The sequence below is a fragment of the Caulobacter sp. 1776 genome (assembly GCF_040545685.1).
In the GTDB taxonomy this organism is placed as follows: Bacteria; Pseudomonadota; Alphaproteobacteria; order Caulobacterales; family Caulobacteraceae; genus Caulobacter.
In genome coordinates this window covers 891351-917184 of the sequence record NZ_JBEPMI010000001.1, presented here as the reverse complement: position 1 = coordinate 917184, position 25834 = coordinate 891351, and the positions used below count along the sequence as shown (strand labels likewise).

The window sequence follows — 25834 nt, the reverse complement described above, 5'->3', positions numbered from 1 at the left end:
CTGGCCCTACGGGATCAGCAGGGTCGCCCCGGTCGTACGTCGGCCTTCTAGCGCTTCATGCGCCGCACGCGCTTCGGCGAGCGGGAAGGTCTGGCCGATGTCGATCTTCACCGCGCCCGAGCCGATCACCGCGAACAGCGCTTCGGCGCTTTCGTCCAGCTCTTCGGTCGAGGCGATGTAGTCGAACAGGCGGGGGCGGGTGACATAGGCCGACTTGGCCCCGAGCTCCAGCGGCGCGAATGGCGGGACCGGACCCGAGGCGTTGCCGAAGGTGACCAGCATCCCGCGCTTGGCCAGGCTCTTCAGACTGGCCTCCCAGGTGTCCTTGCCGACGCCGTCATAGACCACGGCCACGCCCCGACCGCCGGTGATCTCGGCCACCTTGGCCGCCACCTCGTCCCGGCTGTAGTCGATGACATGATCAGCACCGAGGTCGCGGGCGATAGCGGCCTTGGCCTCGGAGCCGACCGTGGCGATCACCGTCGCGTCGAGGCCCTTGCACCACTGGACCAGGATCTGGCCGACGCCGCCGGCGGCCGCGTGGATCAGAACGGTATGGCCAGGTTTCACGTGGAAACATCGACGGACCAGGAACTCGGCGGTCATGCCCTTGAGCAGGGCCGCCGCGGCGATCTCCAGACTGACACCGTCGGGAACCTTCACCGCGCGGTCAGCCGGCAGCACCGCCGCCTCGGCATAGGCGCCCAAGGTTCCGTTGTAGGCGACGCGGTCGCCAACCCGAAAGCGGGTGACGCCGTCACCGATCGCCTCGACGATCCCGGCGGCCTCCAGCCCGATCACCGCCGGCGTCTTCAAGGGGTAGAGGCCGGTGCGGTGATAGGTGTCAATATAGTTCAGCCCGACGGCTTGGTGCCGGACCAGGATCTGACCAGCGGCGGGCGAGGGGACGGGCAGGTCGACAACCTCGAGCACCTCCGGGCCGCCGGCCCGAACTGCCTGGATCGCCAGCATCAGCCCAACACCTTCTTGAAGAAGGTCAGGCTGCGGCCGTTGGCCTTGGCCGCGTCGGCGGCGTCGTAGTGCGCGCCGCCTTCGCGGGCGAAGGCGTGGTCGCGATTGGCATAGGTATGGATCTCGATCTGCGGATGATCCTTCAGCGCATTGAGGATGACCTGCTGGGCCTCGGGCGGCACGAACTGGTCCTTCTCGGCGATGTGCATCAGCAGCGGCTTGTTCAGCTTCTCGGCCTCGCCGACCCGCTTCTCGATCCCGACGCCATAGTACGAGACGCTGGCGTCGACGTCGGTGCGGGTCGCGGTCAGGAAGGCCAGCAGGCCGCCCAGGCAATAGCCGACCGCGCCGACCTTGCCGTTGACGCCGTCCAGTTTGCGGGCCGCGGCGATCGTGGCGGCGATGTCGCCGACCCCGGCGTCCACGTCGAACGCATTGAACAGTTCAAAGGCGCGCTTCCACTCGGCTTCGCTCTGATCGGTGATGTCGATGCCGGGCTCGATCCGCCAGAACAGGTCCGGACAGATGGCGACGAAGCCCTGGGCGGCGAGGCCGTCGCAGATGTCGCGCATCACCTTGTTGACGCCGAAGATCTCTTGAATGACGACGATGGCCGGGGCGCTCTCTGCCTTGGGTCGCGCCACATAGGCCGAAAAGGCGCCGTCAGGCGTTGTGATCGTGAGGGTCTCGCTCATCGGGGCTCTCCGTCCTCAAGCGTCGATGTGACTTTCGACCAAAGCGCTCTAACCTGTGCCGACGGGCCATGCCCCATAACAATATCGTGCCCTGACCGAAGGGAACTTCCTGATGAAGATGACGATCGAGATCGACTGCACGCCCGTCGAAGCGCGGAGCTTTCTAGGCCTGCCTGATGTCAGTGGTTTGAACGAGCACCTGGTCAAGGAAATGCAGAATCGCATGGACGCCAACATGGCCATGCTCGCGCCCGAGGAGCTGATGAAGAACTGGATGGCCTTCGGCGCCGGGGCGCAGGAGCAATTTCGCAAGCTGATGACGGCCGCCGCGGGCGCCGCCGCCGGGAAGCCTTGAACGCATGACGGATACGATCTTCGCCCTGGCCACCGCGGCGGGGCGAGCGGCGGTGGCCGTGGTGCGTGTGTCGGGTCCAGCGACCCAACCGACCGTCGAGGCGCTGTGCGGCAAGGCGCCGAAGCCGCGCCTGGCCGCCTTGCGAAAACTGCGCCATCAGGGCGTCGACCTGGACGAGGCCCTGGTCCTGCGATTCGAACGGCCGGCCAGCTATACCGGCGAGGATAGCGCCGAGTTTCACGTGCATGGCGGCCGGGCCGTCGTCGAGGCGCTGCTATCGGCCCTGGTCGATCTGGGACTGCGGCTGGCCGAGCCCGGCGAGTTCACCCGGCGCGCCTTCGAGAACGGTAAGCTGGACCTGGCCCAGGCCGAGGGAGTCGCCGACCTGATCGACGCCGAGACCGAAGCTCAGCGCAAGCAGGCGCTCGGCCAGGTTGGTGGGGCGCTGAGCCAGCGCTACGACCGCTGGCGCGATCTGTTGATCCAGTCCCTGGCCATGCTGGAAGCGGCGGTCGACTTCCCGGATGAGGATCTGCCGGAAGAGGTGGCCGAACGGGCGCGGCCGGGCTTGCGTCTCTTGAACGCCGAGCTCGACGCGGCTTTGGCCGATATTTCCCGTGGCCGCCGGGTACGCGATGGTTTCCGTATCGCGCTACTGGGGGCGCCGAACGCCGGCAAGAGCACCTTGCTGAATGGCCTCGTCGAGCGGGACGCCGCCATCGTCACCGATACGCCAGGCACTACTCGGGATGTCATTGAGGTTCCCTTGGTCCTGGGCGGATACAAGGTGTTGGTCGCCGATACCGCTGGGATCCGCGAAACGGCCGATGCGATCGAGGCCGAGGGCGTTCGCCGAGCGAGGGCCTGGGCTGAGGAAGCTGACCTAAGGCTTTGGGTGGTCGATGGGTTTCACGTGAAACATACGGTGAAGCTTGAAGATGCCGTTCGCCCTGGAGACTGGCTTGTGCTGAACAAGGCGGACATCTCGGAGGTTTCGGATCTCGATGCCGTCGAGGCGCGATGGTCGGGGGAGGGTATGACGGTTGTTCGATTGTCGGCCAAATCCGGTGACGCCATTAGCGGACTTCGCGAGGACTTGGCCGCCTATGTGGCGGACGCTTTGTCCGGCGCCGAGTTCCCTGCGGCCACCCGTCTACGCCACGCGGAGCGCTTGACCGAAGCCCAGAGCTATGTGGCCCGCGCGCTTTCCGACGTGGGGCTGGAAGTTGAACTGGCCGCCGAGGATGTGCGCCTGGCGGCCCGCGCTCTGGAAAAGATCACGGGTCGTGTCGATCCCGAGGACGTCCTGAGCCGCGTCTTTTCGACCTTCTGCATCGGCAAGTGATGCTCGCCGCGAAGCGCCCCCTATATTATCCACAGCGCGCTCACAGCTGCGGCGGGGGTGTTTCACGTGAAACGCCTTTGAGTCACATCGACCCGCTCGCCTGATTGGCGTATAGATCGAGTCCAGCGCCCCCGCTCCAATCCGGGGGCGTTCGCATTGAGGCGAGTCGTTGTCCAACACCTGGGATGTCATTGTCATCGGCGGCGGTCACGCCGGCTGCGAGGCGGCGGCCGCCTCGGCGCGCGCGGGCGCGCGCACCCTGCTGCTGACCCACAAGCTTGAAACCATCGGCGAGATGTCGTGCAACCCGGCCATCGGCGGCCTGGGCAAGGGCCACTTGGTCCGCGAGATCGATGCCTTGGATGGCGTCATGGGCCGCATGGCCGACAAGGGCGGCATCCAGTTCCGGATGCTGAACCGTTCCAAGGGCCCGGCCGTGCGCGGGCCTCGCGCTCAGATCGACCGCAGGCTCTATCGCGAGGCCATGCAGGCCGAGCTGGCCGCCACGCCAAACCTCGAAATCATCGCCGCCGCGGCCGAGGACCTGATTGTCGAGGACGGTCCCGGCGGAAAAGGGCAGGTGGCCGGCGTGATCGACGGGGCAGGGCGGTCCTACCGCGCTTCACGTGTGATCCTGACGACCGGCACCTTCCTGAAGGGCCTGATCCATCTGGGCGAGACCCGGACTCCGGCCGGCCGGGTGGGCGACCAGCCCTCGATTGGCCTGTCGGATCGCCTCTACAGCCTTGGCTTCCAGATGGGCCGTCTGAAGACCGGCACGCCGGCGCGCCTTGATGGTGCGACGATCGCCTGGGATCGGCTGGAGATGCAGCCGGGCGATGACGAGCCCGTGCCGTTCTCGTTCCTGAACGATCGGATCGACACGCCGCAGATCGCCTGCGGCATCACCTTCACGACCGCCGAGACCCACCAGATCATCGCCGATCGCCTCGGCGAGTCGGCCGTGTATGGCGGTCGCGCCACGGGGATCGGGCCGCGCTATTGCCCGTCGATCGAGGACAAGGTCGTCCGCTTCGCCGACAAGACCAGCCATCAGGTGTTCCTGGAGCCGGAGGGTCTGGACGACACGACGGTCTATCCGAACGGGATCTCGACATCGGTCTCGGAAGAGACCCAGCTGCTGTTTCTGCGCACGATCCCCGGCCTCGAGGCCGTGGAGGTCAAGCGCTACGGCTATGCGATCGAATATGACTATGTCGATCCGCGCGAGCTTTACGCCACCCTGGAGACCAAGCGGCTGCCGGGTCTCTATCTGGCCGGCCAGATCAATGGCACCACCGGTTATGAAGAGGCGGGGGCCCAGGGCCTGGTCGCCGGCCTGAACGCGGCCCTGGCCGTGCAAGGCCGGGAGCCGGCCGTCTTCGCACGTGACGAAGCCTATATCGGTGTGATGATCGACGACCTAGTCACGCGGGGCGTCACCGAGCCCTATCGCATGTTCACCAGCCGGGCCGAGTTCCGCCTGACCTTGCGCGCCGACAACGCCGACCAGCGGCTAACCGATCGCGGGATCGAACTGGGCGTTGTGGGCGAGATCCGCGCCAAGGCCTGGGCCGAGAAGAAGGCGCGGTTAGAATCGGCTCGCGCCTTCGCGCGATCCGTCAGCCTGACCCCGAACGAGGCGGTGAAGGCCGGATTTAAGGTCAATAGCGACGGCGTGCGCCGCGACCTGTTCGCCATGCTGGCCTATCCCGACGTGACCCTGGACGATCTCGGCGCGATATGGCCTGAGGTTTTCACGTGGAACAGCGACGTTCGCGAGCAGATCGAGATCGAGGCGGCCTATGCCGGCTATCTTGATCGCCAGCGCGCCGACGCCGTGTCGCTGCGCAAGGACGAGGATCTGCGCCTGCCGGCCGATCTGGACTACACCGAGATCGGTAGTCTCTCCAACGAGGTCCGCGAGAAACTGGCGCGCGTGCGGCCGCTGACCCTGGGCCAAGCGGCCCGTATCGAGGGCGTGACCCCAGGGGCGCTGACCGCGCTGCTGGCCCACGTGCGACGCAGCCGTGCAGCCTGAGTCCGTCTCCATTCTTGAACCGGCGCTTGACGCGGCGGGCTATCAGGCCCTGACCGGGTACAGCGACGCTCAGATCGCCGATCTGGCCCGCTATCAAGACCTGCTGGCCGAATGGAACGCGGTGATGAACCTCGTCGGCCCACTGACCATCGCCACATACTGGACTCGCCATGCGCTGGACAGCTCGCAGCTGTTGACCATGGCGCCGGACGCCCTGACCTGGGCCGACCTCGGCGCCGGGGCCGGCCTGCCCGGCGTGGTGCTGGCCATCCTTTTGAAAGGCCAGGAGGGCGCCAAGGTCCATCTGGTCGAGAGCATGGCCAAACGCTGCCGCTTCCTCGAAGTGGCCGCCAAGGCGCTGGACCTGCCCGTCGAGATCCACAACGCTCGCGCCGAGACCCTGAAGCTGAAGGTCGATGTCGTCACCGCGCGAGCCTGCGCGCCGATGGCCAAGCTGCTCGGTTTCGCCGAGCCCTATCTGCACCGTGGCGCGATCGGCCTGTTCCTGAAGGGACAGGATGTCGCGGCCGAGCTTTCCGAGGCGTCGCGCGCTTGGAAGTTCGCCAGCGAGCTACGACCTAGTCAAAGCGACCCCCGCGGCCGCATCGTTCAAGTGAAGAGGCTTTCCCGTGTCCGCTAATCCTCTCCGCGTCCTCGCCATCGCCAATCAGAAGGGCGGAGTGGGCAAGACCACGACCGCCATTAACCTCGGCACCGCCCTGGCGGCTTGCGGGGAACGGGTGTTGCTGATCGACGCCGACCCGCAGGGTAACTGCTCGACCGGTCTGGGCATCGGCCGCACGGCGCGCCGGACCACGCTCTACGACGTGCTGATGGGCGAGTCGCCCGTCGTCGACGCCGCCGTGAAGACCGAACTCCCTGGTCTGGACGTCATACCGGCCGATGCCGACCTGTCCGGCATCGAGATCGAACTGGGTCAGACCGCGCGGCGGTCTTACCGTTTGCGAGACGCTCTCGAGTCGATCCGCGCCAACGGGCCCTACACCTATGTGCTGATCGACTGCCCGCCGTCGCTGAACGTGCTGACCGTCAACGCCATGACCGCCGCGGACGCGGTGTTCGTGCCGCTGCAGTGCGAGTTCTTCGCCCTGGAAGGTCTGACCCAATTGATGCGGACGATCGAACGGGTGCGCGGCAGCCTCAATCCGCGCCTCGAGATCCAAGGGGTGGTGCTGACTATGTACGACCGCCGCAACAGCTTGTCCGAGCAGGTGGCCAGTGACGTTCGCGCCCACTTCGGCGACAAGGTCTATGACGCGGTCATTCCACGTAACGTCCGGGTCTCGGAGGCGCCGTCGTTCGGCAAGCCCGTGCTGCTGTACGATCTGAAGTGCGCCGGCAGCCAGGCCTATCTGAAGCTGGCCCGCGAGGTGATCAGCCGCGAGCGCGACCGCCAGGCCCAAGCCGCCTGAAGGCGGCCCGACCCAGTACCTGAGTAACGAACCTAAGCTTGACTGAGAATGTGATGGAGTCCGTCGTGGTGGGAGAGCCGGGTATGGCCGAAGGGCGTCGTGGTTTGGGACGCGGTCTGTCCGCCCTGCTGGGCGAGGTCGAGACCGCGCCGGCCCAGGCGCCGGGCGACAACGTCGGCGGGTCGCGCGACGCGCCGATCGAGCTCCTGAAGCGCAACCCCGACCAGCCGCGCCGCACCTTCCGTGAGGACGATTTGGAGGATCTCTCCAACTCGATCCGCGAGAAGGGCGTGCTGCAGCCGATCCTGGTGCGGCCGTCGCCCGATACGCCGGGCGAATATCAGATCGTCGCCGGCGAGCGCCGGTGGCGCGCGGCCCAGCGCGCCGGCCTGCGGGCCGTGCCGATCATGATCCGCGAACTGGACGACCTGGCGGTGCTGGAAATCGGCATCATCGAGAACGTTCAGCGCGCCGACCTGAACATTCTGGAAGAGGCGCTCTCCTACAAGGTGCTGATGGAGAAGTTCGAGCGCACCCAGGAGAACATCGCCCAGACCATCGGCAAGAGCCGCAGCCACGTGGCCAACACCATGCGCCTGCTGGCCCTACCGGACGAGGTGCAGTCCTACCTGGTTAGCGGCGAGCTGTCGGCCGGTCATGCCCGCGCCATCGCCGCCTCGGCCGACCCGGCGGCCCTGGCCAAGCAAATCATCGAAGGCGGTCTGTCGGTTCGCGAGACCGAGGCTTTGGCCCGCAAGGCGCCCGACCCGCGCCCGACCAAGAACAAGGGCGGCCGTCCGCCCCGGGTGAAGGACACCGACACCCAGGCCCTGGAAGCTGACCTGTCATCGGTCCTCGGCCTCGACGTGTCCATCGACCATCGCGGTTCGACCGGCACCCTGACCATCACCTACGCGACGCTCGAGCAGCTCGACGATCTATGCAACCGCCTGTCGCGCGGAGTCTGATCGAACGCACCTAAAAGGGTGCGATCGCCCGGTTTTCGGGTGCGTCAAAATCGCCTCTGTCGCGCACCGAACGGCGCCTCTCCGTACTCCGGGAGGCGCCGTTTTCGTGAGAAGAAGTCCGTCCACCGCGTTTTCCGCTGCAAACCCTTCTCAGATAAGGCTTTCTCGAAAGTCGTCCACAGGCGCGCAAAGGACCTGTTTTCGGGGTGTTTTGGGGTTAAAGCCCCAACCGCCGCGCGCGGCCCGCGATCATCAGCGCCAGACGCTCGGCGATCAACTGGTCGGGCGAGCCGGAGGTCTTGCAGGCGCGGTCGGCGGTGAGCACCTCGCCCTGGATGTCGAGGATCGCCTCCAGGTTCCAGGCCCGCGCCTGGCGCAGGAATTCGCGCTCCTGTTTCCAGAACACGCCCGCGGCCTTGGCGGCGGCCTGCAGGTCGACTCCGTTCTTGTGCAGGGTCAGGACCCGGCGCAGGCGACCCAGATAATAGCCCATGGCCCGGACGGCGGCCGGACCGCCTTCGCCCTCGGCCGCGGCGCGGCGCAGGGCGGTCTGGGCGGCGCCGGCCTTGCCGCCGAACGCATCGGCGGCCGCGTCGCTGAGCGAGGCCTCCGGCTCGACGCCCAGGAAGTCGGTCAGGTCGGCGGCGGTGGCGTTGATGCCGCTGTTGGGGCCAAGATAGAGGGCAAGGCGTTCGATCTCGGCGCGGGCGACGCCGCGTTCTTTCGGCAGGCGCGAGACGAATAGGTCCAAGGCCTCACCATTCAGGCTGACCTTGTCGTTGGCCAGGGTGTCGCGGGTCAGGCGGGCCAGGTCGCCGGCCTCGTCCTCGTAGCAGGGAATGACGGCGCAGCCATTGGCCTTCTCGCCGACCTTGCGCAGCTGGGACTCACGGCCGAGCGCTCCGGCCTCGACCAGGAAGAAGGCTTCGGGATTGAGCTGGCCCTCGACGTGACGCGTCAAGGCCTCGGCGGCCTGCTTGTCCGGCCCGGCTTTGTCGCCGGACAGGCGCAGGCGCACCAGGCGACGCCCGCCCATCATCGACAGGGCCGACAGCTCGTCTTCCAGCTTGGCCGGGTCGGCGTCTAGATCGCTGTCGGTCAGCTGGGCGGTGTCGAAGGGATCGTCCGGGCGCTCGACCACGCGCTTGGCCAGGGCGTTGGCGCGATCGCGCACCACGCCCCGATCCTTGCCGTAGAGCACCACGGCCCGGATGTCCGGGGTCGGCTCCCGAAGGAAGCGTTCGACGTCCGGACGCTTGGAGAGGATCATGCCCTAGGCCGGCTTCTTGCCCGCCAGCCAGGTGGCGAGGTCCAGCTGGATCTTGCGCGCGGCTTCGGTCGCCGCCCGCTCCTGGCCGTCGTTCTGGGCCGCGATGGCGGCATAGGGCTGGTCGGCGGAATCGTAGGTCACCGAGACCTCGGTCCGGCCCTTGTGGGCCTCCACTCCGGTTCGGGCGTCCAGCAGGCGCCAGTCGACACTCATCCGCAGCTCGTAGCGATTGGCGACGCTGTCCAGGCGTACGCCACGGGAGAAGCGTTGCTCATTGACGCCGAGCGCCAGCTTGTAGGCCACCGGATCGCCCGGGCGATGGGCCAGAGCGTCGTCCAATTGCTCGCGCAGCAGGTAGCCGCCCCGGCCTTCGGCCGCGACGGTCTCGATGCTGGAGAGCCCACCCTCGACCCCAGGACGGCCGTACAGGGGCGTGAAGCCGGCGCAGGCCGACAGAACCGTCGTCGACAGCGCGGCCAAAAGAAGTTTTGGGGCGCCGATCAGCAGGGTGCGTTTCATCGGTCTCAATTAGCCACGATGTTGACGATACGATCCTTGACCACGATCACCTTGCGGACCGTGACGCCCTCAAGGTGGGCCAGGACGTTCGGATCCGCCAGAGCGATTTTCTGGACTTCGTCCTCCGGCGCGCCGGCCTTGACCTTGATCTCGCCACGACGCTTGCCGTTGATCTGGATCGGCAGGATGCGCTCGTCGTCCGCGGCCAGGGCCGGGTCGGCCTTGGGCCAGGGCGCGTTCACCACCATGCCTTCGCCGCCGATGCTGGCCCAAGCTTCCTCGGCCAGGTGAGGCGTGAACGGCGCGACCAGGCGCGCCAGGATGTTCAAGGCCTCGGCGCGAGCGGCCAGGACGCCTTCCGAAGCGCCTTCGGCCGGCGCGGCCTTCAGGGCGTTCAGGAACTCGTACAGGCGGGCCACGCCGCTGTTGAAGCGGAAGCCTTCGATGCTGTCGGTGACGAAGCCGATCAGCTTGTGGGCGGCCTTGCGCAGGGTCACGGCCGTATCGTCCGCCGGATCGTGGGCGAAGTCTCCGGCCGGCTGGCTGTCGAACTCGTTCCACAGACGGTGCGTGAAGCGCCAGCTGCCCTCGACGCCCGAGTTCGTCCACTGGACGTCGCGCTCGGGTGGGCTGTCGGACATCACGAACAGACGCGCGGAGTCGACGCCGTACTGCTCGAAGATGTCCTCGGGGGCGACGACGTTCTTCTTCGACTTCGACATCTTCTCGATGTCGCCAATGATGATCGGCGCGCCGGTCTTGGCGTGCTTGGCGGTGCGGCTATTGCCCTCGGCGGTGACCACTACGTCCGACGGCTCGACCCATTCGCCGGCCTCGTTCTTGTAGGCTTCGTGGGTGACCATGCCCTGAGTGAACAGGCCCGCGAACGGCTCTTCGACCGACAGCAGGTCCTCGTCCTTCAGGGCGCGGGTGATGAAGCGGGCGTACAGCAGGTGCAGGATCGCGTGCTCGACCCCGCCGATATACTGGTCGACGGCCAGCCAATAGTCGGCCGCGGCCTTGCCGACGGGCTCGGCGGCGTGGGTGTCGGCGAAGCGGGCGAAGTACCAGCTGGAGTCGATGAAGGTGTCCAGCGTGTCGGTCTCGCGCTCGGCGCGGCCGCCGCAGGACGGACAGGTGGTGTGACGCCAGGTCGGGTGGCGCAGCAGCGGGTTGCCCGGCTTGTCGAAGGTGACGTCCTCGGGCAGGACGACCGGCAGCTGGTCTTCCGGTACGGGTACGACGCCGCAGGCCTCGCAGTGGATGACCGGGATCGGGCAGCCCCAATAGCGCTGACGCGAAACGCCCCAGTCGCGCAGGCGATAGACCGTCGCGCCCTGGCCCTGACCCGCTTGTTCGATACGGGAGACGGCCTCGGCCTTGGCGGCCTCGATGTCCATGCCGTCCAGGAATTCCGAGTTGAAGATCTTGCCGGGGCCGACATAGGCTTCCTTGCCGACCGTGAAGGTCGCCGGATCCTCGCCGTTCGGCAGCACCACCGGCAGGACCGGCAGGTCGTACTTGCGGGCGAAGTCCAGGTCGCGCTGGTCGTGGGCCGGACAGGCGAAGATCGCGCCCGTGCCGTAGTCCATCAGGATGAAGTTGGCGATCCAGACGGGCAGGGTGATCGACGGATCCAGCGGATGCTTCACCCGCAGGCCCGTGTCGTAGCCCAGCTTTTCGGCGCTTTCGATCTCGGCTTCCGAGGTGCCGCCCTTGCGGCAGTCCGCGACGAATTGCTGGATCTCGGGGTTCTCGATCGCCAGGCGCTCGGCCAGCGGATGCTCGGGCGCGATGCCGACGAAGCTGGCGCCGAACAGGGTGTCGGGACGGGTGGTGTAGACCTCCAGGCCCTCGGCCATGCCGTCGGGCGCTTCGCCCTCGAACTGGAACCTGAAGCGCAGGCCCTTGGAGCGGCCGATCCAGTTTTCCTGCATCAGGCGAACCTTGTCGGGCCAGCGGTCCAAGGTCTTCAGGCCGTCGATCAGGGCGTCGGCGTAGTCGGTGATGCGCAGGAACCACTGGGTCAGCTTACGCTTTTCGACCGTCGCGCCCGAGCGCCAGCCCTTGCCGTCGATGACCTGCTCGTTGGCCAGGACCGTCATATCGACCGGGTCCCAATTGACCGAGGCTTCCTTGCGATAGACCAGGCCGCGCTTCAGCAGGCGCAGGAACCAGGCCTGCTGCTTGCCATAATATTCCGGGTCGCAGGTGGCGAACTCGCGCGACCAGTCGACCGAGATGCCCAGCGACTTCAGCTGCTCGCGCATGGCGGCGATGTTGTCGTAGGTCCAGCCCTTGGGGTGGACGCCACGCTCCATGGCGGCGTTCTCGGCCGGCATGCCGAACGCGTCCCAGCCCATCGGGTGCAGGACGTTGAAGCCCTGGGCGCGCTTGTAGCGGGCCACCACGTCGCCCATGGCGTAGTTGCGGACGTGGCCCATGTGGATGCGGCCCGACGGATACGGGAACATCTCGAGCACGTAGTATTTCGGACGGCCGTCGTTGATCTCGCCGGTCTTGAAGACGTCGGCCTTGGCCCAGGCGTCACGCCATTTGGGCTCGGTGTCTTTGGGGTTGTAGCGGGCCATCGGAAACCAGGATCTTGATACGGAAAAGCGCGCTCAAGAAGCGCGTCCGCGACAAGTTATGCGGTTTCGCGGCTGGAGCGCGCTGAGAAAATAGGGCGTCAGGGTCCTCTTCGCCGGGAAGAGGACCCTTGGGGCCTTAGCCCTTGATGTTCGAAAGGCGAAGCTGACGGGCGCGGGTCAGGATCGCGTTCTCGATGTCGGTGGCGGTCTGGTCGGCGACCGGAGCGTCGACCCAAGCGCCGTTGATGTCCTTGGTCTGCTTGAACACCGTGACGTTCAGGCCGTCGGCGCGCAGGCGGGTGTCCAGGATGTAGACGGTCGCCTTGAAGCGCTCGGCCGGGGTTTCCGGATTCACGTACCAGTCGGTGACGATGACGCCGCCGTACGGGTCGGCCGAGGCCAGCGGCATGAAGGCCAGGGTGTCGAGGCTGGCGCGCCACAGATAGCCGTTGACGCCGATCGAGCCCTCGGTGGCCGGAGCCTTGCTGCCGCCGCCGAAGCGCTTGAACGGGTTCAGGCCCGGTTCGTCGCTTTGCGTCGAGAAGGTCTTCGGGGGCTTGTCGCTGCTGCAGGCCGAAACGCCCAGTACGGACAGAGCCAGGACGCCCGCGGCGACGCCGCGCATCACAGACCCACGCTCAAACGCCATAGTACCTCGCTCCAAATGTCTCGCCGACGCGACTTCGCGCAGCCTGGCGCGCCCCCGCGGCCGGGAGCCGGTCTATAGCATGGCTACGCCGGCTCAAAACAGGAATCGCGTGGCCGCGTCGCCACAGGAGTCGATTGAATCGTTCAATTCAGCCTGAAGTGCGACCAAAGCGCGGTTGACCGCGTTCGAGCCAAGCCTTTAATCGCAATGTAAGGGGCTCGTTCCTATATGGGATGGGTGGGGACAACTGAGTATAGGCGGCGAGTAGCGATGGTCGCGATGCGTTTCTTCCTGGCGGGGACTGCCGCGCTGATCCTGACAGGATCGGCGGCGACGGCGTTCGCCCAGGCCAAACCGCACGCCGTGGCGCCTGACTTCAGCGTCAAGAACGACTTCACCAGCGCCGCCGCCGGCGTCCAATACCAGCAGGATGACAAGCGCACCCTGCGTTGGGACGCCAAGAAAGGCCGTTGGGGCCTGAAGCTCGACCTCGACCAGCCCTCCAGCCGTGAAATGGAACTGCAGGATGTGCAGGCGGGCGCCTATTTCAAGGTGACCCCGTCGATCCGCGTCGGCGGCGCCGTCAGCCTGGGCGAGAACAACCCGGCCTTGGCCGCTCGCAAGGCGCAACAGCCCGACCCGGCTCCGCGCGTCCGCCTGGAAACCGCTTTCAAGTTCTAGGGGCTAGCCCGACAGGGCTTCGACCGCCGCGATCCCGGCGACCCCGCTACCGATCAATCGCGTGACCGTACGCGCCCGCACGCCGCCTAGCGCGTAGACGGGCAGGGCGGTGGCCGCGATCAGCGTCTTCAAAGCCTCGACGCCCAGCGGGTCTCCCGCCGACGGGCTGTTGCTGGGGAAAACCGGCGAGACCACGACCGCATCGGCCCCGGCCCTTTCGGCGGCCCGCACGGCGCCCTCGTTATGAGCGGCGACGGTGATCAGGTAGCGAGCGTGCTCGGCGCGCAGACGCGGGATGTCGGCGACCAGCCGTTCGGGCATGTGCAGGCCATGCGCGCCAATGCCCTCGGCCAGGTTGGCGTGGGCCCCGACTAGCAGCAGCAGGCCACGTTCGTCGGCGATAGCCCGCAAGCGACGCCCTTGCTCGACCGCGTCGGGCGCGCCGAAGGCGCGAAATACGATCCCGGCCCCTCGCGGCAAACGCTCGGCCACGATCATTGGGTCCGGAACCCGGGCTGGATCGGTGAAGAACAGCAGATTGGGCAGGGTTAAGCCGCGCGCGGTCCTTGGCGGGAAGGTCCCGGCCGCACTAGACAGGATTTCCAGTTCGCTCACGGTTCCGTCCAAGGCCGCCCCCATGTCGCAAGCCCTCGCCGCCGTCCAGGCTAGCATCGCCGCCGCCGAAAGCCGAGCCGGTCGTCCGATCGGTTCGGTGACCTTGGTGGCGGTGTCCAAGACCCAGCCCTGGGAGCATGTCGCGCCCGTGCTCGCGGCGGGACAGAAAGTGTTTGGCGAAAACCGGGTCCAGGAGGCCATGGAACGCTGGGGCGGGCGCCGCGAGGGTCTGGAACTGCGCTTGATCGGGCCGTTGCAGACCAACAAGACGCGCGAGGCGGTCGGCTTTTTCGACGTCATCGAGACGGTCGATCGCGACAGGCTGGCTCGCGTCCTGGCCGACGAAATCCAGCGCGCCGGCAAGGCTCCGCGCCTCTATGTCCAGGTCAATACCGGTGAGGAGCCGCAAAAGGCCGGCATCGTCCCCGCCGAGGCCGACGACTTTGTCGCCGCCTGCCGGAAGACCTACGGCCTGACGATCGAGGGTCTGATGTGCATTCCGCCCGTTGACGCAGATCCCGCGCCGCACTTCGCCGGCCTTCGGGCCATCGCTGCGCGCAACGGGGTCGAGAAGCTGTCGATGGGCATGAGCGACGACTTCGAGACGGCGATCGCCGAGGGGGCGACCTCGGTGCGGGTCGGGTCGGCGATCTTCGGCCGTCGTGACTACGCTCTAGAGCCAAAAGTTTAGAGCGCGTTTTAAGAGCGAAACCGCTCGCACTTTCGCCCAACGCGCTCTAGTTGGCGACGATCTCGATCGCGTCGCCCGGCTTGGCGGCCGCGAGCACCGCCTCGATATCCGAGCGCGCCAGCGCCACGCAGCCCTCGGTGCCGGGATAGCCGTCCCGGGCCAGGTGCATGAAGATCGCCGAGCCCAGGCCCGGGACCGGCGGATCGTCGTTGTGCCCCAGGATGACGACCAGGTCGTAGACGTGATCGTCGCGCCACATGCGTTCGGCGCTGGCTGGATAGGGCAGGGCGACGGGGCGGTTGTAGTTCGGATCGCCGGGGGCGTCGCACCAGCCATCCTCGGGTCGCGTGGCGCGGACGGGCAGGGCGGTGGTCGGGCCGTCCGGATAGACATCCGGCCGATACCGGACCTCGCGCAGAACCCAGGTTCCGAGCGGGCTCTTGTTGTCGCCCTCGCGCTTGTCGCCCCCGGCGATCACACCGGCCTTGCCGATCGCGCAGCGCAGGATGCGTCCCTCTAGCTCGAAGCGGCCGTCGGCATGGGCGCGGAACAGCATGGACGGGCGACTCCTCGGACTAAAGGCTCTACCGGGGTTGTCCCCGGGGGCCGCAGCGGTGCATGTTTCCCCTTATGGCGCAACGCAAGACCCTTCTGCTGATCGACGACGACGACGACCTGCGCGGCGCCTTGGCCGAACAGCTGGCCCTGCACGAGGAGTTCGCGGTCGCCGAGGCCTCGAGCGCCGGCGAGGGCGTGCGGGTGTCGCGCGAGCTCAAGCCCGACCTGATCCTGCTGGACGTCGACCTGCCCGACATGGACGGCCGCGAGGCCTGCCGGCTGATGCGCAAGAACGGGGTCACCGCCCCCGTGATCATGCTGACGGCCGCGGCCAGTGACAGCGACACGATCCTGGGTCTGGAGTCCGGCGCCAACGACTATGTCACCAAGCCCTTCCGCTTTGGCGTGCTGCTGGCCCGCATACGCGCCCAGCTGCGGAGCTACGAAGCCTCGGAAGACGCGCTGTTCCGCATCGGTCCCTACGAGTTCCGCCCCTCCGCCAAGCTGCTGGTCGACGAAAAGCAGAAGAAGGTGCGGCTGACCGAAAAGGAAACCAACATCCTCAAATACCTCTACCGCGCCGGCTCCAAGCCGGTCTCGCGCGAGGAGCTATTGACCGAGGTCTGGGGTTACAACGCGGGGGTGACCACCCATACGCTGGAAACCCACGTCTACCGCCTGCGCCAGAAGATCGAGCCCGATCCGGCCGTGGCGCGGATCCTGATCACCGAGATGGGCGGCTATCGGCTGCAGCCGTAGCGACCAATTGGTCAACAAAATCCGTGTCATCCCGGATCGCGCGAGCGCGTCCGGGATGACATGTTATTGTTTGGGAAAAGAAAAGGGCCCGACCTTTTTCGATCGAGCCCTCTCCAAAATCACGACCGCCTAAAATCCTAGGCGTTGCCGACGACTTGGCCTTCGGCCTGAGCCTTGCGCGCGGCGTAGACGCCGGCGAAGTCGATCGGATCGATCAGGAACGGCGGGAAACCGCCCTCGGCCGTCACGTCCGAGATCAGGCGGCGGGCGTACGGGAACAGGAAGCGCGGGCACTCGATCAGCAGCACCGGCTCGAGATCTTCCTCGGTGACGCCTTCGATGTGGAACAGGCCGCCATAGACGACTTCGACGTGGAACACGGCCTGCTCCTCGCGCAGGGCGCGGGCCGAGAGCTTCAGATCGACTTCGAACAGACCGTCGGGACGACCGCGGGCGTTCATCTCGACACCCATATCGATCGCGGGCTGGGCCGCGCCGGCGCGCAGGCTGTCGGGGGCCAGCGGGTTCTCGAACGAGAAGTCACGAACGAACTGGGCCAGGATGCGGATGCCCGATTGTCCCGCGGTCGCTTCCGAAGTCGCCTCGGGGGCGGTCGTGTCGGTCATTAGGATAAAATCCGTAATCGGCGGCTAGAACGCCTGAAGAATGGTGGGCGCTGCTACCATGGGGGCCCGTCAGGCGCAACGCTAGGCGCCTGACGAGAGAACGCGTCTCGCCTATATAGACATGATCATCAGGGCCAAAAGCCCGTTGCCGGACTTTGAAGTGCTCCAGATCCTGTTCCTCGCCGTGGTCGCCGCGGTCGTCCTGTACCAGCTTTACGCCACCCTGGGCCGCCGGGTTGGTCGCCAGCCCGAAGACGCCGCCGTCACGGCGCAGTCCGGAGGCGGCAGCGCGCCGGTCGACGCCCATCCCGCCCTGCGCACCGAAGGCGTGGCGGCGCTGAAGTCCAAGCAGCCCGACTTCGATCCGACCAAGTTCCTGGCCGGCGCCCGCTCGGCCTATGAGCAGATCGTCAGAGCCTATGCCGAGGGCGATCGCGAGACGTTGAAGCCCTTGCTGGCCCCCGAGGTGATGAGCAATTTCGAGCAGGCCATGGTCGCGCGCGAGACCGCTGGCCGCACCGAGAAGATCGAATTCCTGACGCCGCCGCGTCTGGACCTGGAGCGCATCGACGTGGCCGGAGACCTGGCCAAGGCGGTGGTGCGGATTCTGGCCGAGGTGCGCACCCGCACCAAGGACGAACGCGGCGAAGGCGTCGACGATCGCCGAACGGCCGAGCTCTGGACCTTCGAGCGCGAGGTCAAAAGCGCCAATCCGAACTGGCAGCTCTCATTCGTGGCCGCCGCCGAGGCGTGATGATCCGCGTCTCGACCTCGTCCCTCCTCAGGCCGCTGGCCCTGGCTTCGGCGCTGCTGGTCACCGCTTGCGCCAGTTCGATAACGCCGCTTCCGCCCGTGGCGACTGGAACAACCGCGCCGCCGCCGGTGACGACCGCGCCGCCGCCGAGTTCGAGCCTGCCGCCGACCGCGTTGTCGTTTTCCAGCCTGGCGGGCTGGTCGCAGGAGGATCACCTGGCGGCGCTCGACGCGTTTCGCGCCGGTTGCGGCGTCTCCAAGGATCCGGCGATGTCGCGGGTCTGCGATCGGGCTCGCGCCGCCATCGTCCAGGACGAGTCGAGCGCGCGCTTGTTCCTGGAGACCAATTTCCGGCCCGAGCCCGTCGGTGACGAAGGCCTGCTAACCGCCTATTTCGCTCCGCAATACGACGCGCGGATGTCGCGCAACGACGAGTTCAGCGTTCCCGTGCGCGGCCTGCCCGCCGACCTGGTGGTGTTGGACCTGGGCGCGTTCGAGCCCGCCTTCGTCGGCAAGAAGATCACCGGCCACGTCGAGGGCCCGACCTTCGTTCCCTATCCGGATCGCGCCGCCATCGAGGCGGCCCCGACCGACAAGCCGCTGGCCTGGATGCGGCCCGAGGAACTGTTCTTCCTGCAGATCCAAGGTTCAGGCGTCCTGGTGCTGCCCGACGGCCGCCGGGTGCGCGCGGCGTTCGCCGGCTCGAATGGCCGGCCCTTCGTGGGCATCGCCAACGCCATGCGCGACAGGGGCCTGCTGCCCGACAACAACACCTCCGGCGACGCCATTCGGAGCTGGCTGGCGGCGCATCGCGGGCCGGAGGCCGACGCGATCATGCAGCTGAACCCACGCTACGTGTTCTTCAAAATGACCGCTGACGACGGCCAGGAGGCTGTCGGCGCCGCCGGCGTGCCGCTGCCGGCCGGTCGGGCCATCGCCGTCGATCCCAGCCGCCACGCCATGGGCGGCCTCTACTGGCTGGATGCCGCCGCGCCGAAGCTGGCCGGAGCATTTCCGGCCTATCGCCGCCTGGCCGTGGCCCTGGACACTGGCGGGGCGATCAAGGGCGAGGTCCGCGCCGATCTCTATATGGGCTCGGGTCCGGCCGCCGGGGCCGAGGCCGGTCGCGTGCGCCACGCCCTGCGTCTCTACCGGCTCGTCCCCCAACGCTGATGTGGACGCCCTGACGTGGCCAAGAAGCCGCCGCCCCCTCCAGCGAAAATGGGGCCCGAGGACGACCGCCGCCTCTGGAAGCTCGTCGCCTCGACGGTGACGCCGCGCGCCCCGGAAAAGCCCGAGAAGATGCGCAGCAAGGCCCGGATCCGACCGGTGAAGAGCGCCACGGCCCTGCCGCTGGAGCAGCCGACCCACCTGGCCTCGATCGCGCCGTTGCGGGTCAGCCCCGAGGAGCTCAAGCCGGCACCGGTGAAGGTCCTCAAGAACCCGGCCGATCGCATCGAGCCCAATCGCAAGCGCCGCATCGTCAAGGAACACGACCCGATCGGGGCTCGGCTCGACATGCACGGCCTCGACCAGGACCAGGCGCGGGCGACGCTGGAGGGCTTCATCCGCCGCGCCTATGACGACGGCCATCGCGCGGTGCTGGTGATCACCGGCAAGGGCAAGATCGGGCATGGCGTGTTGAAGCAGCGCACGCCCGAATGGCTGGCCGGGCCCGCCGTGCGCGAGATGATCGCCGGCGTGTCGACCGCCGACCAGCGGCACGGCGGCGAGGGGGCGCTGTATGTGGCGCTGAAACGGAAGGGTTGAGGGTCGAAGGCGGATTCCCGCTCGACGCCCCCTAGGTCTCTCGCGCCGTTACTTCGCCCGCCCATCGCCGCGCCGCCTGCAGTCCCCCGACCAGACCGGCCGAGAACAGCGCGCCTTCGAGCGCGCCGGTCAGGGCCTGGGTGATCGGGCCGAAGCCGTGCTCGCCGAACACGCCGACTAGGCGCAGGCGCGAGTCCGGGAAGCTGTGCGCCAGCAGGTCGAGGCTGCCGCCCAGCAGGCGCCCGCCCAGCAGCGGAATGACCAGGCCGGCAATGCCGCCGACCAGCCCGGCCAGCGCGATCCGATACGGAAATCCGCCCGAGGCGCGGCGGGCCAGTCCGGCGCCCAGGCCCACGGCCGCGCCCAGGGCCGCGCCCTCGAGCCCGCCGGTGATCCCGCCCGGCGCGCGGCCGAACAGCAGGGTCAGAGCGTCCAAGCCCAGCAGCTTGAACATGGCCCCGACCAGCAGCCCACCGATCGCGCCGCCTAGCGGGCCGCGCCACCAGGATGACCGGCCGGGCAGGGCCTCGCCCGTCGCGATCCCGAACGCGACGCCGGCCCCGCCGACCAGGGCGATGGCGACGGTCAGGCACAGCAGCACCAGCAGGGCCGAGACGGCGCTCGCCCCTGGCTGGGCCGCGCCCACGAGCCCGTAGAACAGTCCGCCCAGCCCGCCGGCCAAGCCGGCGCCCAGCGTTCCGGCCGTACCGAGCAGCAGGGTTCCGCGCCAGGCGGGGTGATTGGACGGGGAAGGCGCGCGGGCCGCGGCGGCCTCCGCCGGCGCCTCGATGCCAACGATCGGCGCGATGAACCGATAGCCGTGCTTGGGCGCGGTCTGGATGAAGCGCGGAGCGCTGGCGTCGTCGCCGAGCGCTTTGCGCAAGGTGCGGACGCATTGGGTCAGGGCTTCGTCGGTGACCGGAACGCCGCCCCACACCTCGTCCAGGAACCGGTCCTTGGTGATCAGCTTGCCATGCTCGCGCACCAACAGGGCCAGGGCGTCGAAATAGCGGGCGTTGAGGGTGACGGGGACGCCGTCGCGAGTCAGCTGGCGATCGGCGAGATCGAGGTTGAACCGTTCGAAGTGAAAGCCGCCGGAAGCCAAGTCGGAGAAACCTCGTGGGACCCGGCGCGCCGCGCGGCCGAAACGGGAGACTCTTGCATGGCCGGGCGAAAGGCAAGGCGGTGGTCCAGCCGTGGCGCGGCCACGAAAAAGGCCGCCGGTCGCCCGGCGGCCCTCCGTCTTCCGATCGGATAGGGCGAACCTACCAGATCTTCACGCGGTCTTCCGGGGCGACGTACAGCTTGTCGCCCGGCTTGATGTCGAACGCGGCGTACCACCCCGGCTGATTGCGGATGGTGCCATTGACGCGGTAGTAGGCCGGCGAGTGTGGGTCGCTGGCGATCTGCTGCTTCAACGCGTCGTCGCGGGTCTTCTGGCGCCACACCTGGGCCCAGCCCAGATAGACGCGCTGGTCGCCGGTGAAACCGTCCAGGACCGGTGAGGGCTTGCCCTGCAGCGAGACGTGATAGGCGTCCAGCGCGAAGGCCAGACCGCCCATGTCGCCGATGTTCTCGCCCATGGTCAGGCCGCCGTTGACGTGCATGCCCGGGAACGGCTCGAACGCCGAATACTGGGCGCCCAGCTTGGCGGCCTGGGCGTTGAACTTGGCGGCGTCTTCCGCCGTCCACCAGTCGCGCAGCACGCCGTCGCCGTCGGACTTGCGGCCCTGATCGTCGAAGCCGTGGCCGATCTCGTGGCCGATCACGCCGCCGATGCCGCCATAGTTGATGGCCGGATCCGCGTCGGGGTGGAAGAACGGCGCCTGCAGGATGGCGGCCGGGAACACGATCTCGTTGTTGACCGAGTTATAGTAGGCGTTGACCGTCTGCGGGGTCATGCCCCATTCGGTCTTGTCGACCGGCTGGTTCAGGCGCTCGACGTCGTGGCGGTAGTCCCAGCTCCCGGCGCGCTGGGCGTTGCCGTAGGCGTCGCCTTCCTTGATCTCCAGCTTGGAGTAGTCGCGCCACTTGTCCGGATAGCCGATCTTGACGGTGAACTTGGTCAGCTTTTCCTGAGCCTTGACCTTGGTCTCGGCGCCCATCCAGTCGAGGTTGTCGATGCGAGTCTTCAGGACGGTGCGGATGTCGCCGACCAGAGCGACCATCTTGGCCTTCGACTCCGGCGGGAAGTAGGCGGCGACATATTCCTTGCCGACCGCTTCGCCCAACATGCCGTTGACCGCGGCGACACCGCGCTTCCAGCGCGGACGCTGCTCGGGTTGGCCGGCCAAGGTCTTGTTGCGGAACTCGAAGCTGGCGTCGACAAAGCGCTTGGACAGCAGGCCCGCGCCGCCATCGATCACCTTGAACGCCTGCCAGGCCTTCAGGGTCTCGAGCGGGGTGTCGGCGTAGATCTTGGCGAACTTCGGGAACGAGGTGTTGGTCGTCACGATGAAGCGGTCGACCTTGGGCAGCTCGGTGCCGACCAGATACTTGTTCCAGTCGTAGCCCGGCGTCATCGCCTGCAGCTCGGCCAGGGTGGCCGGGTTGTAGGTCTTGTCGCGGTTGCGGCGCTCGACGCGGGTCCAGGTGGCCTCGGCCAGCTTGGTCTCGAAATCGACGACGGCCTTGGCGTTTTCGGCCGGATTGGCCCAGCCGCCGAGGGTCAGCATCTTCTCGACATAGGCCAGATAGGCCGTTTTCTTGTCGGCGAACTTAGCGTCGAGATAATAGTCGCGGTCGGGCAGGCTGAGGCCGCCGGTCGAGGCGTAGACGGCGTAGCGCTGCGGGTTCTTGGCGTCGGTCGAGATGCCCAGGCCGATCAGGGTCGTGTAGGGCGTGACCGAGCTGCGACCCATCAGGGCGGTGAACTCGTCCTTGGTCTTGACCTTCTTGACGCCGTCCAGCCACGGCTGGATCGGCTTGGCGTCCAGCTTTTCGATCGCGGCTTCGTCCATGAACGCGCGGTAGGCGGCGCCGATCTTGGCCTTCTCGCCGGTCGCGGCCTTGTCGGCGGCGGCGCCCTCGATGATCGCCTTGGTGCGGGCTTCCGATAGCTCGGCCAGCTTGTCGAAGTTGCCATAGCGGGTGCGGTCCGACGGGATCGTCGTCTTGGCGTCCCAGGCGCCGCTGGCGAACTTGTAGAAGTCGTCGCCCGGCTTCACGGAGGTGTCCATGCCCGAGAGATCGAAGCCCCAGGTTCCGTAGCGCGGCGATTCCAGGGAGGTCACGTCGCCCGAGGCCGCCCCTTCGGCCAGCGAGGGGAGCAGGGATTGCACGACGCAGGCGTCGTCGATGCAGGGATGTTGTTCGTGGGCCCCCGTTTCGAAGGCTTGCGCCCCGAAGGCAGACATCGACAGGGCGGCGATCGCCGCTGCGCCGAACCAAACTCTTTTCATGGAAATCGCGTCCGTTGGTGTGAGCTGGCGGCAATCTGCAACGGCGCGAAAATTTTGCTCCCTTAAAAAAAGTTCATGTGGCCCATTTTTTGGAACGCCGTTCTCAGTGCTCGTGCTCCGACGCCGCCTGTCCGCTGGGCGGCGTCAACTGGACGATGAGTTCGACCCGAACCTTGCGGCCTTTGTCGAAGACTAGCGTTATGGGAAGTTTTTGCCCCACGCCTTGCGCTTGTTTCAAGCCTAACAGCATGAAGTGGTAGCCGCTCGGCGCGAAGGCGACCTGGCCGCCAGCCGGGATCACGACGCCGGCGTCCTGGCGGCGCATGGTCATCATCCCGCCCGCCATCGCCGACTGGTGGATCTCGATCTTGCCGGCCGCGGGGCTTTCGGCGCCCTTCAGGGTCACGGGGGTCTTGCCGGCGTTGACGATGGTCAGAAAGCCCACCCCGTTCATGCCGGCCTGGGCCGGACGGCTCCACGGCTGGCGGATGGTCAGGGCGCCGAGCTTGTAGTCGTCGGCCAGGGTCGTGGACGGGGCGACGATGGCCGCGAGAGCGAAGGCGGTGGTCAGCAAACGTGTCATGATGGGCTCCTCATCTCGTTATCAAAAATCGACCGTGACGCCGCCGAACACGGAGCGTCCGTCGCCGGGCCAGAGCGTGGCGGTCGTGGCGGTCCAAACGATCGCGGCTTGAGTGTTGGACACATAGGCCTTGTCGGCCAGGTTCCGCGCATCGACGAACACCGAGACGGCGGGGGTGATCTTCCAGCCGGCGTTGAGGTTCAGGATCGCATAGCCCGACGCTGTCCGGGTGTTCTTGTAGTCGATCCAGGGATTGCTCGCCGACCACTCGACCGACGGAGCCACGAACCAGCCGCGCGGATCGTCGTAGCGAACCTCCGAGCGGTAGAAGCTCTTCGGCACGATCGGCAGACGGTTGTCGCCGAACTGGACGTCATTTCTGAAGCGGAAGTCCGACAGGGTCCAGGTTTGGCGCAGGCGCCAGCGCGGGGCCGGCGCCCAATCCAGCGCCGCCTCGATCCCCTGGTGGATGGTCTTGTCGGCGTTGAAGGTCGCGGCCGGGATCGACGAGGTCACCGCATATTGCAGCATCTCGTCCTTCAGCCGGGCGCGATAGAGCGTCAAATCGTAGGTGAATGGCCCCCGATGGCCGCGCGCGCCGATCTCGCCCGTCCACGCCTTCTGGGCGCGGACTCGGGTGAAGCCGGTGTTGGTCGGGGTCATGGCGCTGAAGTTCGGGGGTTCTACCGAGCGGGTCAGGTTGGCGAACAGCTGGTTTCCAGCCTCGGCCTGCCAGAGCAGACCGATTCGCGGCGAGATCCAGTTGTAGGTCTTGTCGGCCTTCAGGTTGAAGGTCGTGGCGACGCCCGGTACGGCGAAGCTGGCATAGTCCCGTTCAGCCTGGCCCCAGGTCGCGCCGGCCACGACGGCCACCCGGTCGGTGACGAACAGGCGGCCCTCGCCGAAGACGTCGATCGCCTTGGCGTTCTGCAGGGTGCGCGAGGTCGGCGCGCCGCGAGCCCCGCGGTTGTTGAGGTAGAAGTTGGAGTCCATGTCGCCGCTGCGGAACCAGGCGCCGAAGAAGGCGTCGGCGCGCTTGCCGCCCAGCGCGCCATCCCAGTCGAACCGACCGAAGGCGCCGTAGTTGCGGCTCTGCTGGTCGACCACCTGGAAGATCGGGTGGTCCAGGTCCTTCCAGACCGCATAGACCGCGCCTTGAAAGACCAGGGTCTGGTTGAGGCGCCAGGTGGTCGCCAGCGAACTCCGCACGCCGCGCTGGTTGCGGCCCTGGTCGCTGGCGAGAGCGCTGGCCGCCGACTGGCGGGAATTGGTTGCGAACTGGGCCACCGTCAGCGACCCGGGGATCTCCTGGTTGATGTTCGAGCCGTTGACGATGAAGCGGACCTCGCGGTCCTGACCGAACGCGCGGCCGATGTTGAGCGCGCCGAACTGGATGTTCTGCTGGCTCTGCGCGCGCCAGCCCTGGCTGGTCTGATTGGTGGCGGCGACGAAGATGTCCCAGTCGCCGATCTGGCGAGCCAAGGCGACATGCTCGCGCGCCAGGCCGAACGAGCCGCCGTCGAGGCGGACCTGGTTCCGAAAGCCGGCGTCCTTGCCGGTCGGCGTGACCATGTTGATCGCTCCGCCCAGCAGGGCGCCGCCGAAGCGCAGGGCGTTGCCGCCGCGATAGACCTCGGCGTAGCGGGTGTTCAGGGGATCGGCCACCTGGCTGTCGCCATAGCCGTCGGCTTCGTTCAGCGGCACGCCGTCCTGGGCCAGCAGCAGGCCGCGGTTATGGCTGGCGTTGCCGATGCCCGAGCCTCGGATCGAGATCCGGATGTCGCCGCCCCACTTGCGTTGGGCGTAGACGCCGGGCGCATCGCGCAGCATGTCGTCGAGCGCCAAGGCCTGGCGGTCGATGTAGCTTTCCCGTGAAATTACCGAGACCCCGCCTGGCGTTTCCGATAGGCGGCGGCGCGCGGCCGCGACGACTGGCGGGTCCTCGGGATTGAGGCGGGCGGTAACGATGACCGACGAGACCTGGGTGTCTTCGGCGGCGTGCGCGGCGGGTGCGAGGACGGCGAACGCGGCGGCGCCCAGGAGGGCGTGGCGAAAAACGAGCGACATGGAGAGGGTATCCGAGAACGTGACGAGGCGCGCGGCGTCTTCAACGCGGCGCGGCGGCGAAAGGTCAGGCGTTCAGGGACAGGGGCGGGCCTTGGCTGGGCGGCCGGGGCGGGGCGCGGGCGTAGCCGCGCACGCCGAGCACGCGGGCGACCGGCGTCTCGACGACTTGGGCGTACTGGACAGGCGCGATGGCCGGAACCGGCGCGTCCAGGGTGACGGCCAGGGCGGCGCCGACGCAGTCGGAGCATTTCAGCCCCATGAAGCCCTTGGCGGGCGCGGTGCGGACCGAGCCGTCGTCGCCGAGGATGACGACCTTGGAGCCCTCGGCCGAGCAGATGACGAACGCCGAGCCGCTCTCGCGCAGGTCATGGGCCATGGCCGCGCTGGGCGACAGCACCTGGACGCACACGGCCAGCATCGCCGCGATCGCGGCGAGCAAGGTTCGGAACGGTCCTAGGCGAGTGCGCATGACCCTGTTTGGGTAGGGCCTGA

Annotated in this window: 26 protein-coding genes; 12 read left to right on the top strand and 14 right to left on the bottom strand. The window is 67.5% G+C overall.

Features of this window, described 5'->3' with window-relative positions; genetic code table 11:
- Positions 1 to 6: 6 nt before the first annotated feature.
- Positions 7 to 972: a quinone oxidoreductase family protein gene (locus ABIC66_RS04250; protein ID WP_354068132.1), complete on the bottom strand. Its 966-nt coding sequence runs from the start codon at positions 970 to 972 to the stop codon at positions 7 to 9.
- Positions 972 to 1667, bottom strand: a complete 696-nt coding sequence (locus tag ABIC66_RS04245; RefSeq protein WP_354068131.1) for a dienelactone hydrolase family protein — start codon at positions 1665 to 1667, stop codon at positions 972 to 974. The genes ABIC66_RS04250 and ABIC66_RS04245 overlap by 1 nt, the downstream gene beginning before the upstream one ends.
- 112 nt (positions 1668 to 1779) lie before the next feature.
- On the opposite strand from ABIC66_RS04245, the gene ABIC66_RS04240 reads away from it, so the two are divergent.
- From ABIC66_RS04240 to ABIC66_RS04215, 6 genes are all read left to right on the top strand, one after another.
- Positions 1780 to 2022 (top strand): DUF6489 family protein, encoded by a 243-nt coding sequence (locus ABIC66_RS04240; protein ID WP_354068130.1) that lies wholly within the window; start codon positions 1780 to 1782, stop codon positions 2020 to 2022.
- A gap of 4 nt (positions 2023 to 2026) precedes the next feature.
- A complete protein-coding gene (gene mnmE, locus ABIC66_RS04235; RefSeq protein WP_354068129.1) occupies positions 2027 to 3367 on the top strand; it encodes a tRNA uridine-5-carboxymethylaminomethyl(34) synthesis GTPase MnmE in 1341 nt (446 codons plus the stop codon).
- A gap of 169 nt (positions 3368 to 3536) precedes the next feature.
- Positions 3537 to 5408, top strand: coding sequence for a tRNA uridine-5-carboxymethylaminomethyl(34) synthesis enzyme MnmG (gene mnmG / locus ABIC66_RS04230; protein WP_354068128.1), 1872 nt, complete (start codon positions 3537 to 3539; stop codon positions 5406 to 5408).
- Positions 5398 to 6048, top strand: coding sequence for a 16S rRNA (guanine(527)-N(7))-methyltransferase RsmG (gene rsmG / locus ABIC66_RS04225; RefSeq protein WP_354068127.1), 651 nt, complete (start codon positions 5398 to 5400; stop codon positions 6046 to 6048). Before mnmG ends, rsmG begins: the two co-directional genes overlap by 11 nt.
- Entirely contained in the window at positions 6038 to 6841 is an 804-nt protein-coding gene (locus ABIC66_RS04220; RefSeq protein ID WP_354068126.1) for a ParA family protein, read from the top strand. The genes rsmG and ABIC66_RS04220 overlap by 11 nt, the downstream gene beginning before the upstream one ends.
- 53 nt (positions 6842 to 6894) lie before the next feature.
- A complete protein-coding gene (locus ABIC66_RS04215; protein ID WP_354068125.1) occupies positions 6895 to 7809 on the top strand; it encodes a ParB/RepB/Spo0J family partition protein in 915 nt (304 codons plus the stop codon).
- 217 nt (positions 7810 to 8026) lie between these two features.
- On the opposite strand, the gene holA is transcribed toward ABIC66_RS04215, so the two are convergent.
- From holA to ABIC66_RS04195, 4 genes are all read right to left on the bottom strand, one after another.
- Entirely contained in the window at positions 8027 to 9079 is a 1053-nt protein-coding gene (gene holA / locus ABIC66_RS04210; protein ID WP_354068124.1) for a DNA polymerase III subunit delta, read from the bottom strand.
- 3 nt (positions 9080 to 9082) lie between these two features.
- On the bottom strand, positions 9083 to 9598 hold the full coding sequence (gene lptE / locus ABIC66_RS04205; protein ID WP_354068123.1) for an LPS assembly lipoprotein LptE: 516 nt from the start codon (positions 9596 to 9598) through the stop codon (positions 9083 to 9085).
- A gap of 5 nt (positions 9599 to 9603) precedes the next feature.
- Positions 9604 to 12189 carry a leucine--tRNA ligase gene (gene leuS / locus ABIC66_RS04200; RefSeq protein WP_354068122.1) on the bottom strand — a complete coding sequence of 862 codons (2586 nt, stop codon included), beginning with the start codon at positions 12187 to 12189 and terminating at the stop codon, positions 9604 to 9606.
- Between the two features lie 136 nt (positions 12190 to 12325).
- On the bottom strand, positions 12326 to 12853 hold the full coding sequence (locus ABIC66_RS04195; protein ID WP_354068121.1) for a DUF3576 domain-containing protein: 528 nt from the start codon (positions 12851 to 12853) through the stop codon (positions 12326 to 12328).
- Between the two features lie 255 nt (positions 12854 to 13108).
- On the opposite strand from ABIC66_RS04195, the gene ABIC66_RS04190 reads away from it, so the two are divergent.
- Positions 13109 to 13519 (top strand): NtrZ family periplasmic regulatory protein, encoded by a 411-nt coding sequence (locus tag ABIC66_RS04190; RefSeq protein ID WP_354068120.1) that lies wholly within the window; start codon positions 13109 to 13111, stop codon positions 13517 to 13519.
- 3 nt (positions 13520 to 13522) lie between these two features.
- Here ABIC66_RS04190 and ABIC66_RS04185 read toward each other — a convergent pair whose 3' ends face one another.
- The gene (locus ABIC66_RS04185; RefSeq protein WP_502910283.1) at positions 13523 to 14158 is read right to left on the bottom strand and encodes a thiamine phosphate synthase; all 636 of its coding nucleotides are present in this window, start codon (positions 14156 to 14158) and stop codon (positions 13523 to 13525) included.
- Here ABIC66_RS04185 and ABIC66_RS04180 point away from each other — a divergent pair.
- Complete coding sequence (locus tag ABIC66_RS04180) at positions 14157 to 14825, top strand: YggS family pyridoxal phosphate-dependent enzyme (RefSeq protein ID WP_354068118.1); 669 nt, start codon at positions 14157 to 14159, stop codon at positions 14823 to 14825. The genes ABIC66_RS04185 and ABIC66_RS04180 overlap by 2 nt on opposite strands.
- A gap of 46 nt (positions 14826 to 14871) precedes the next feature.
- On the opposite strand, the gene ABIC66_RS04175 is transcribed toward ABIC66_RS04180, so the two are convergent.
- Positions 14872 to 15381 (bottom strand): L,D-transpeptidase family protein, encoded by a 510-nt coding sequence (locus tag ABIC66_RS04175; protein ID WP_354068117.1) that lies wholly within the window; start codon positions 15379 to 15381, stop codon positions 14872 to 14874.
- A gap of 74 nt (positions 15382 to 15455) precedes the next feature.
- Between ABIC66_RS04175 and ABIC66_RS04170 the strand changes: the two genes are divergently transcribed.
- Positions 15456 to 16142: a response regulator transcription factor gene (locus ABIC66_RS04170; protein ID WP_354068362.1), complete on the top strand. Its 687-nt coding sequence runs from the start codon at positions 15456 to 15458 to the stop codon at positions 16140 to 16142.
- A 137-nt stretch (positions 16143 to 16279) separates the two neighbouring features.
- Here the strand turns inward: ABIC66_RS04170 and secB are convergent, their stop codons facing one another.
- Positions 16280 to 16768, bottom strand: coding sequence for a protein-export chaperone SecB (gene secB / locus ABIC66_RS04165; RefSeq protein WP_354068116.1), 489 nt, complete (start codon positions 16766 to 16768; stop codon positions 16280 to 16282).
- A gap of 145 nt (positions 16769 to 16913) precedes the next feature.
- Between secB and timA the strand changes: the two genes are divergently transcribed.
- Genes timA through ABIC66_RS04150 form a run of 3 tightly spaced genes read left to right on the top strand, consistent with a single transcriptional unit; the run spans position 16914 to position 19291 of the window.
- Complete coding sequence (gene timA / locus ABIC66_RS04160; RefSeq protein WP_354068115.1) at positions 16914 to 17522, top strand: TIM44-related membrane protein TimA; 609 nt, start codon at positions 16914 to 16916, stop codon at positions 17520 to 17522.
- Positions 17522 to 18694 carry a murein transglycosylase A gene (gene mltA, locus ABIC66_RS04155; RefSeq protein ID WP_354068114.1) on the top strand — a complete coding sequence of 391 codons (1173 nt, stop codon included), beginning with the start codon at positions 17522 to 17524 and terminating at the stop codon, positions 18692 to 18694. The genes timA and mltA overlap by 1 nt, the downstream gene beginning before the upstream one ends.
- 15 nt (positions 18695 to 18709) lie before the next feature.
- Positions 18710 to 19291 carry a Smr/MutS family protein gene (locus ABIC66_RS04150; RefSeq protein ID WP_354068113.1) on the top strand — a complete coding sequence of 194 codons (582 nt, stop codon included), beginning with the start codon at positions 18710 to 18712 and terminating at the stop codon, positions 19289 to 19291.
- A gap of 31 nt (positions 19292 to 19322) precedes the next feature.
- On the opposite strand, the gene ABIC66_RS04145 is transcribed toward ABIC66_RS04150, so the two are convergent.
- From ABIC66_RS04145 to ABIC66_RS04125, 5 genes are all read right to left on the bottom strand, one after another.
- Positions 19323 to 20396 carry a winged helix-turn-helix domain-containing protein gene (locus ABIC66_RS04145; RefSeq protein WP_354068112.1) on the bottom strand — a complete coding sequence of 358 codons (1074 nt, stop codon included), beginning with the start codon at positions 20394 to 20396 and terminating at the stop codon, positions 19323 to 19325.
- A 160-nt stretch (positions 20397 to 20556) separates the two neighbouring features.
- On the bottom strand, positions 20557 to 22692 hold the full coding sequence (locus ABIC66_RS04140; protein WP_354068111.1) for a M13 family metallopeptidase: 2136 nt from the start codon (positions 22690 to 22692) through the stop codon (positions 20557 to 20559).
- A 103-nt stretch (positions 22693 to 22795) separates the two neighbouring features.
- Positions 22796 to 23275 carry a copper chaperone PCu(A)C gene (locus ABIC66_RS04135; protein ID WP_354068110.1) on the bottom strand — a complete coding sequence of 160 codons (480 nt, stop codon included), beginning with the start codon at positions 23273 to 23275 and terminating at the stop codon, positions 22796 to 22798.
- Positions 23276 to 23296: 21 nt separating this feature from the next.
- Positions 23297 to 25342, bottom strand: coding sequence for a TonB-dependent receptor family protein (locus tag ABIC66_RS04130; RefSeq protein WP_354068109.1), 2046 nt, complete (start codon positions 25340 to 25342; stop codon positions 23297 to 23299).
- 64 nt (positions 25343 to 25406) lie between these two features.
- Positions 25407 to 25781: a DUF2946 family protein gene (locus tag ABIC66_RS04125; RefSeq protein WP_354068108.1), complete on the bottom strand. Its 375-nt coding sequence runs from the start codon at positions 25779 to 25781 to the stop codon at positions 25407 to 25409.
- Between the last annotated feature and the right edge of the window lie 53 nt (positions 25782 to 25834).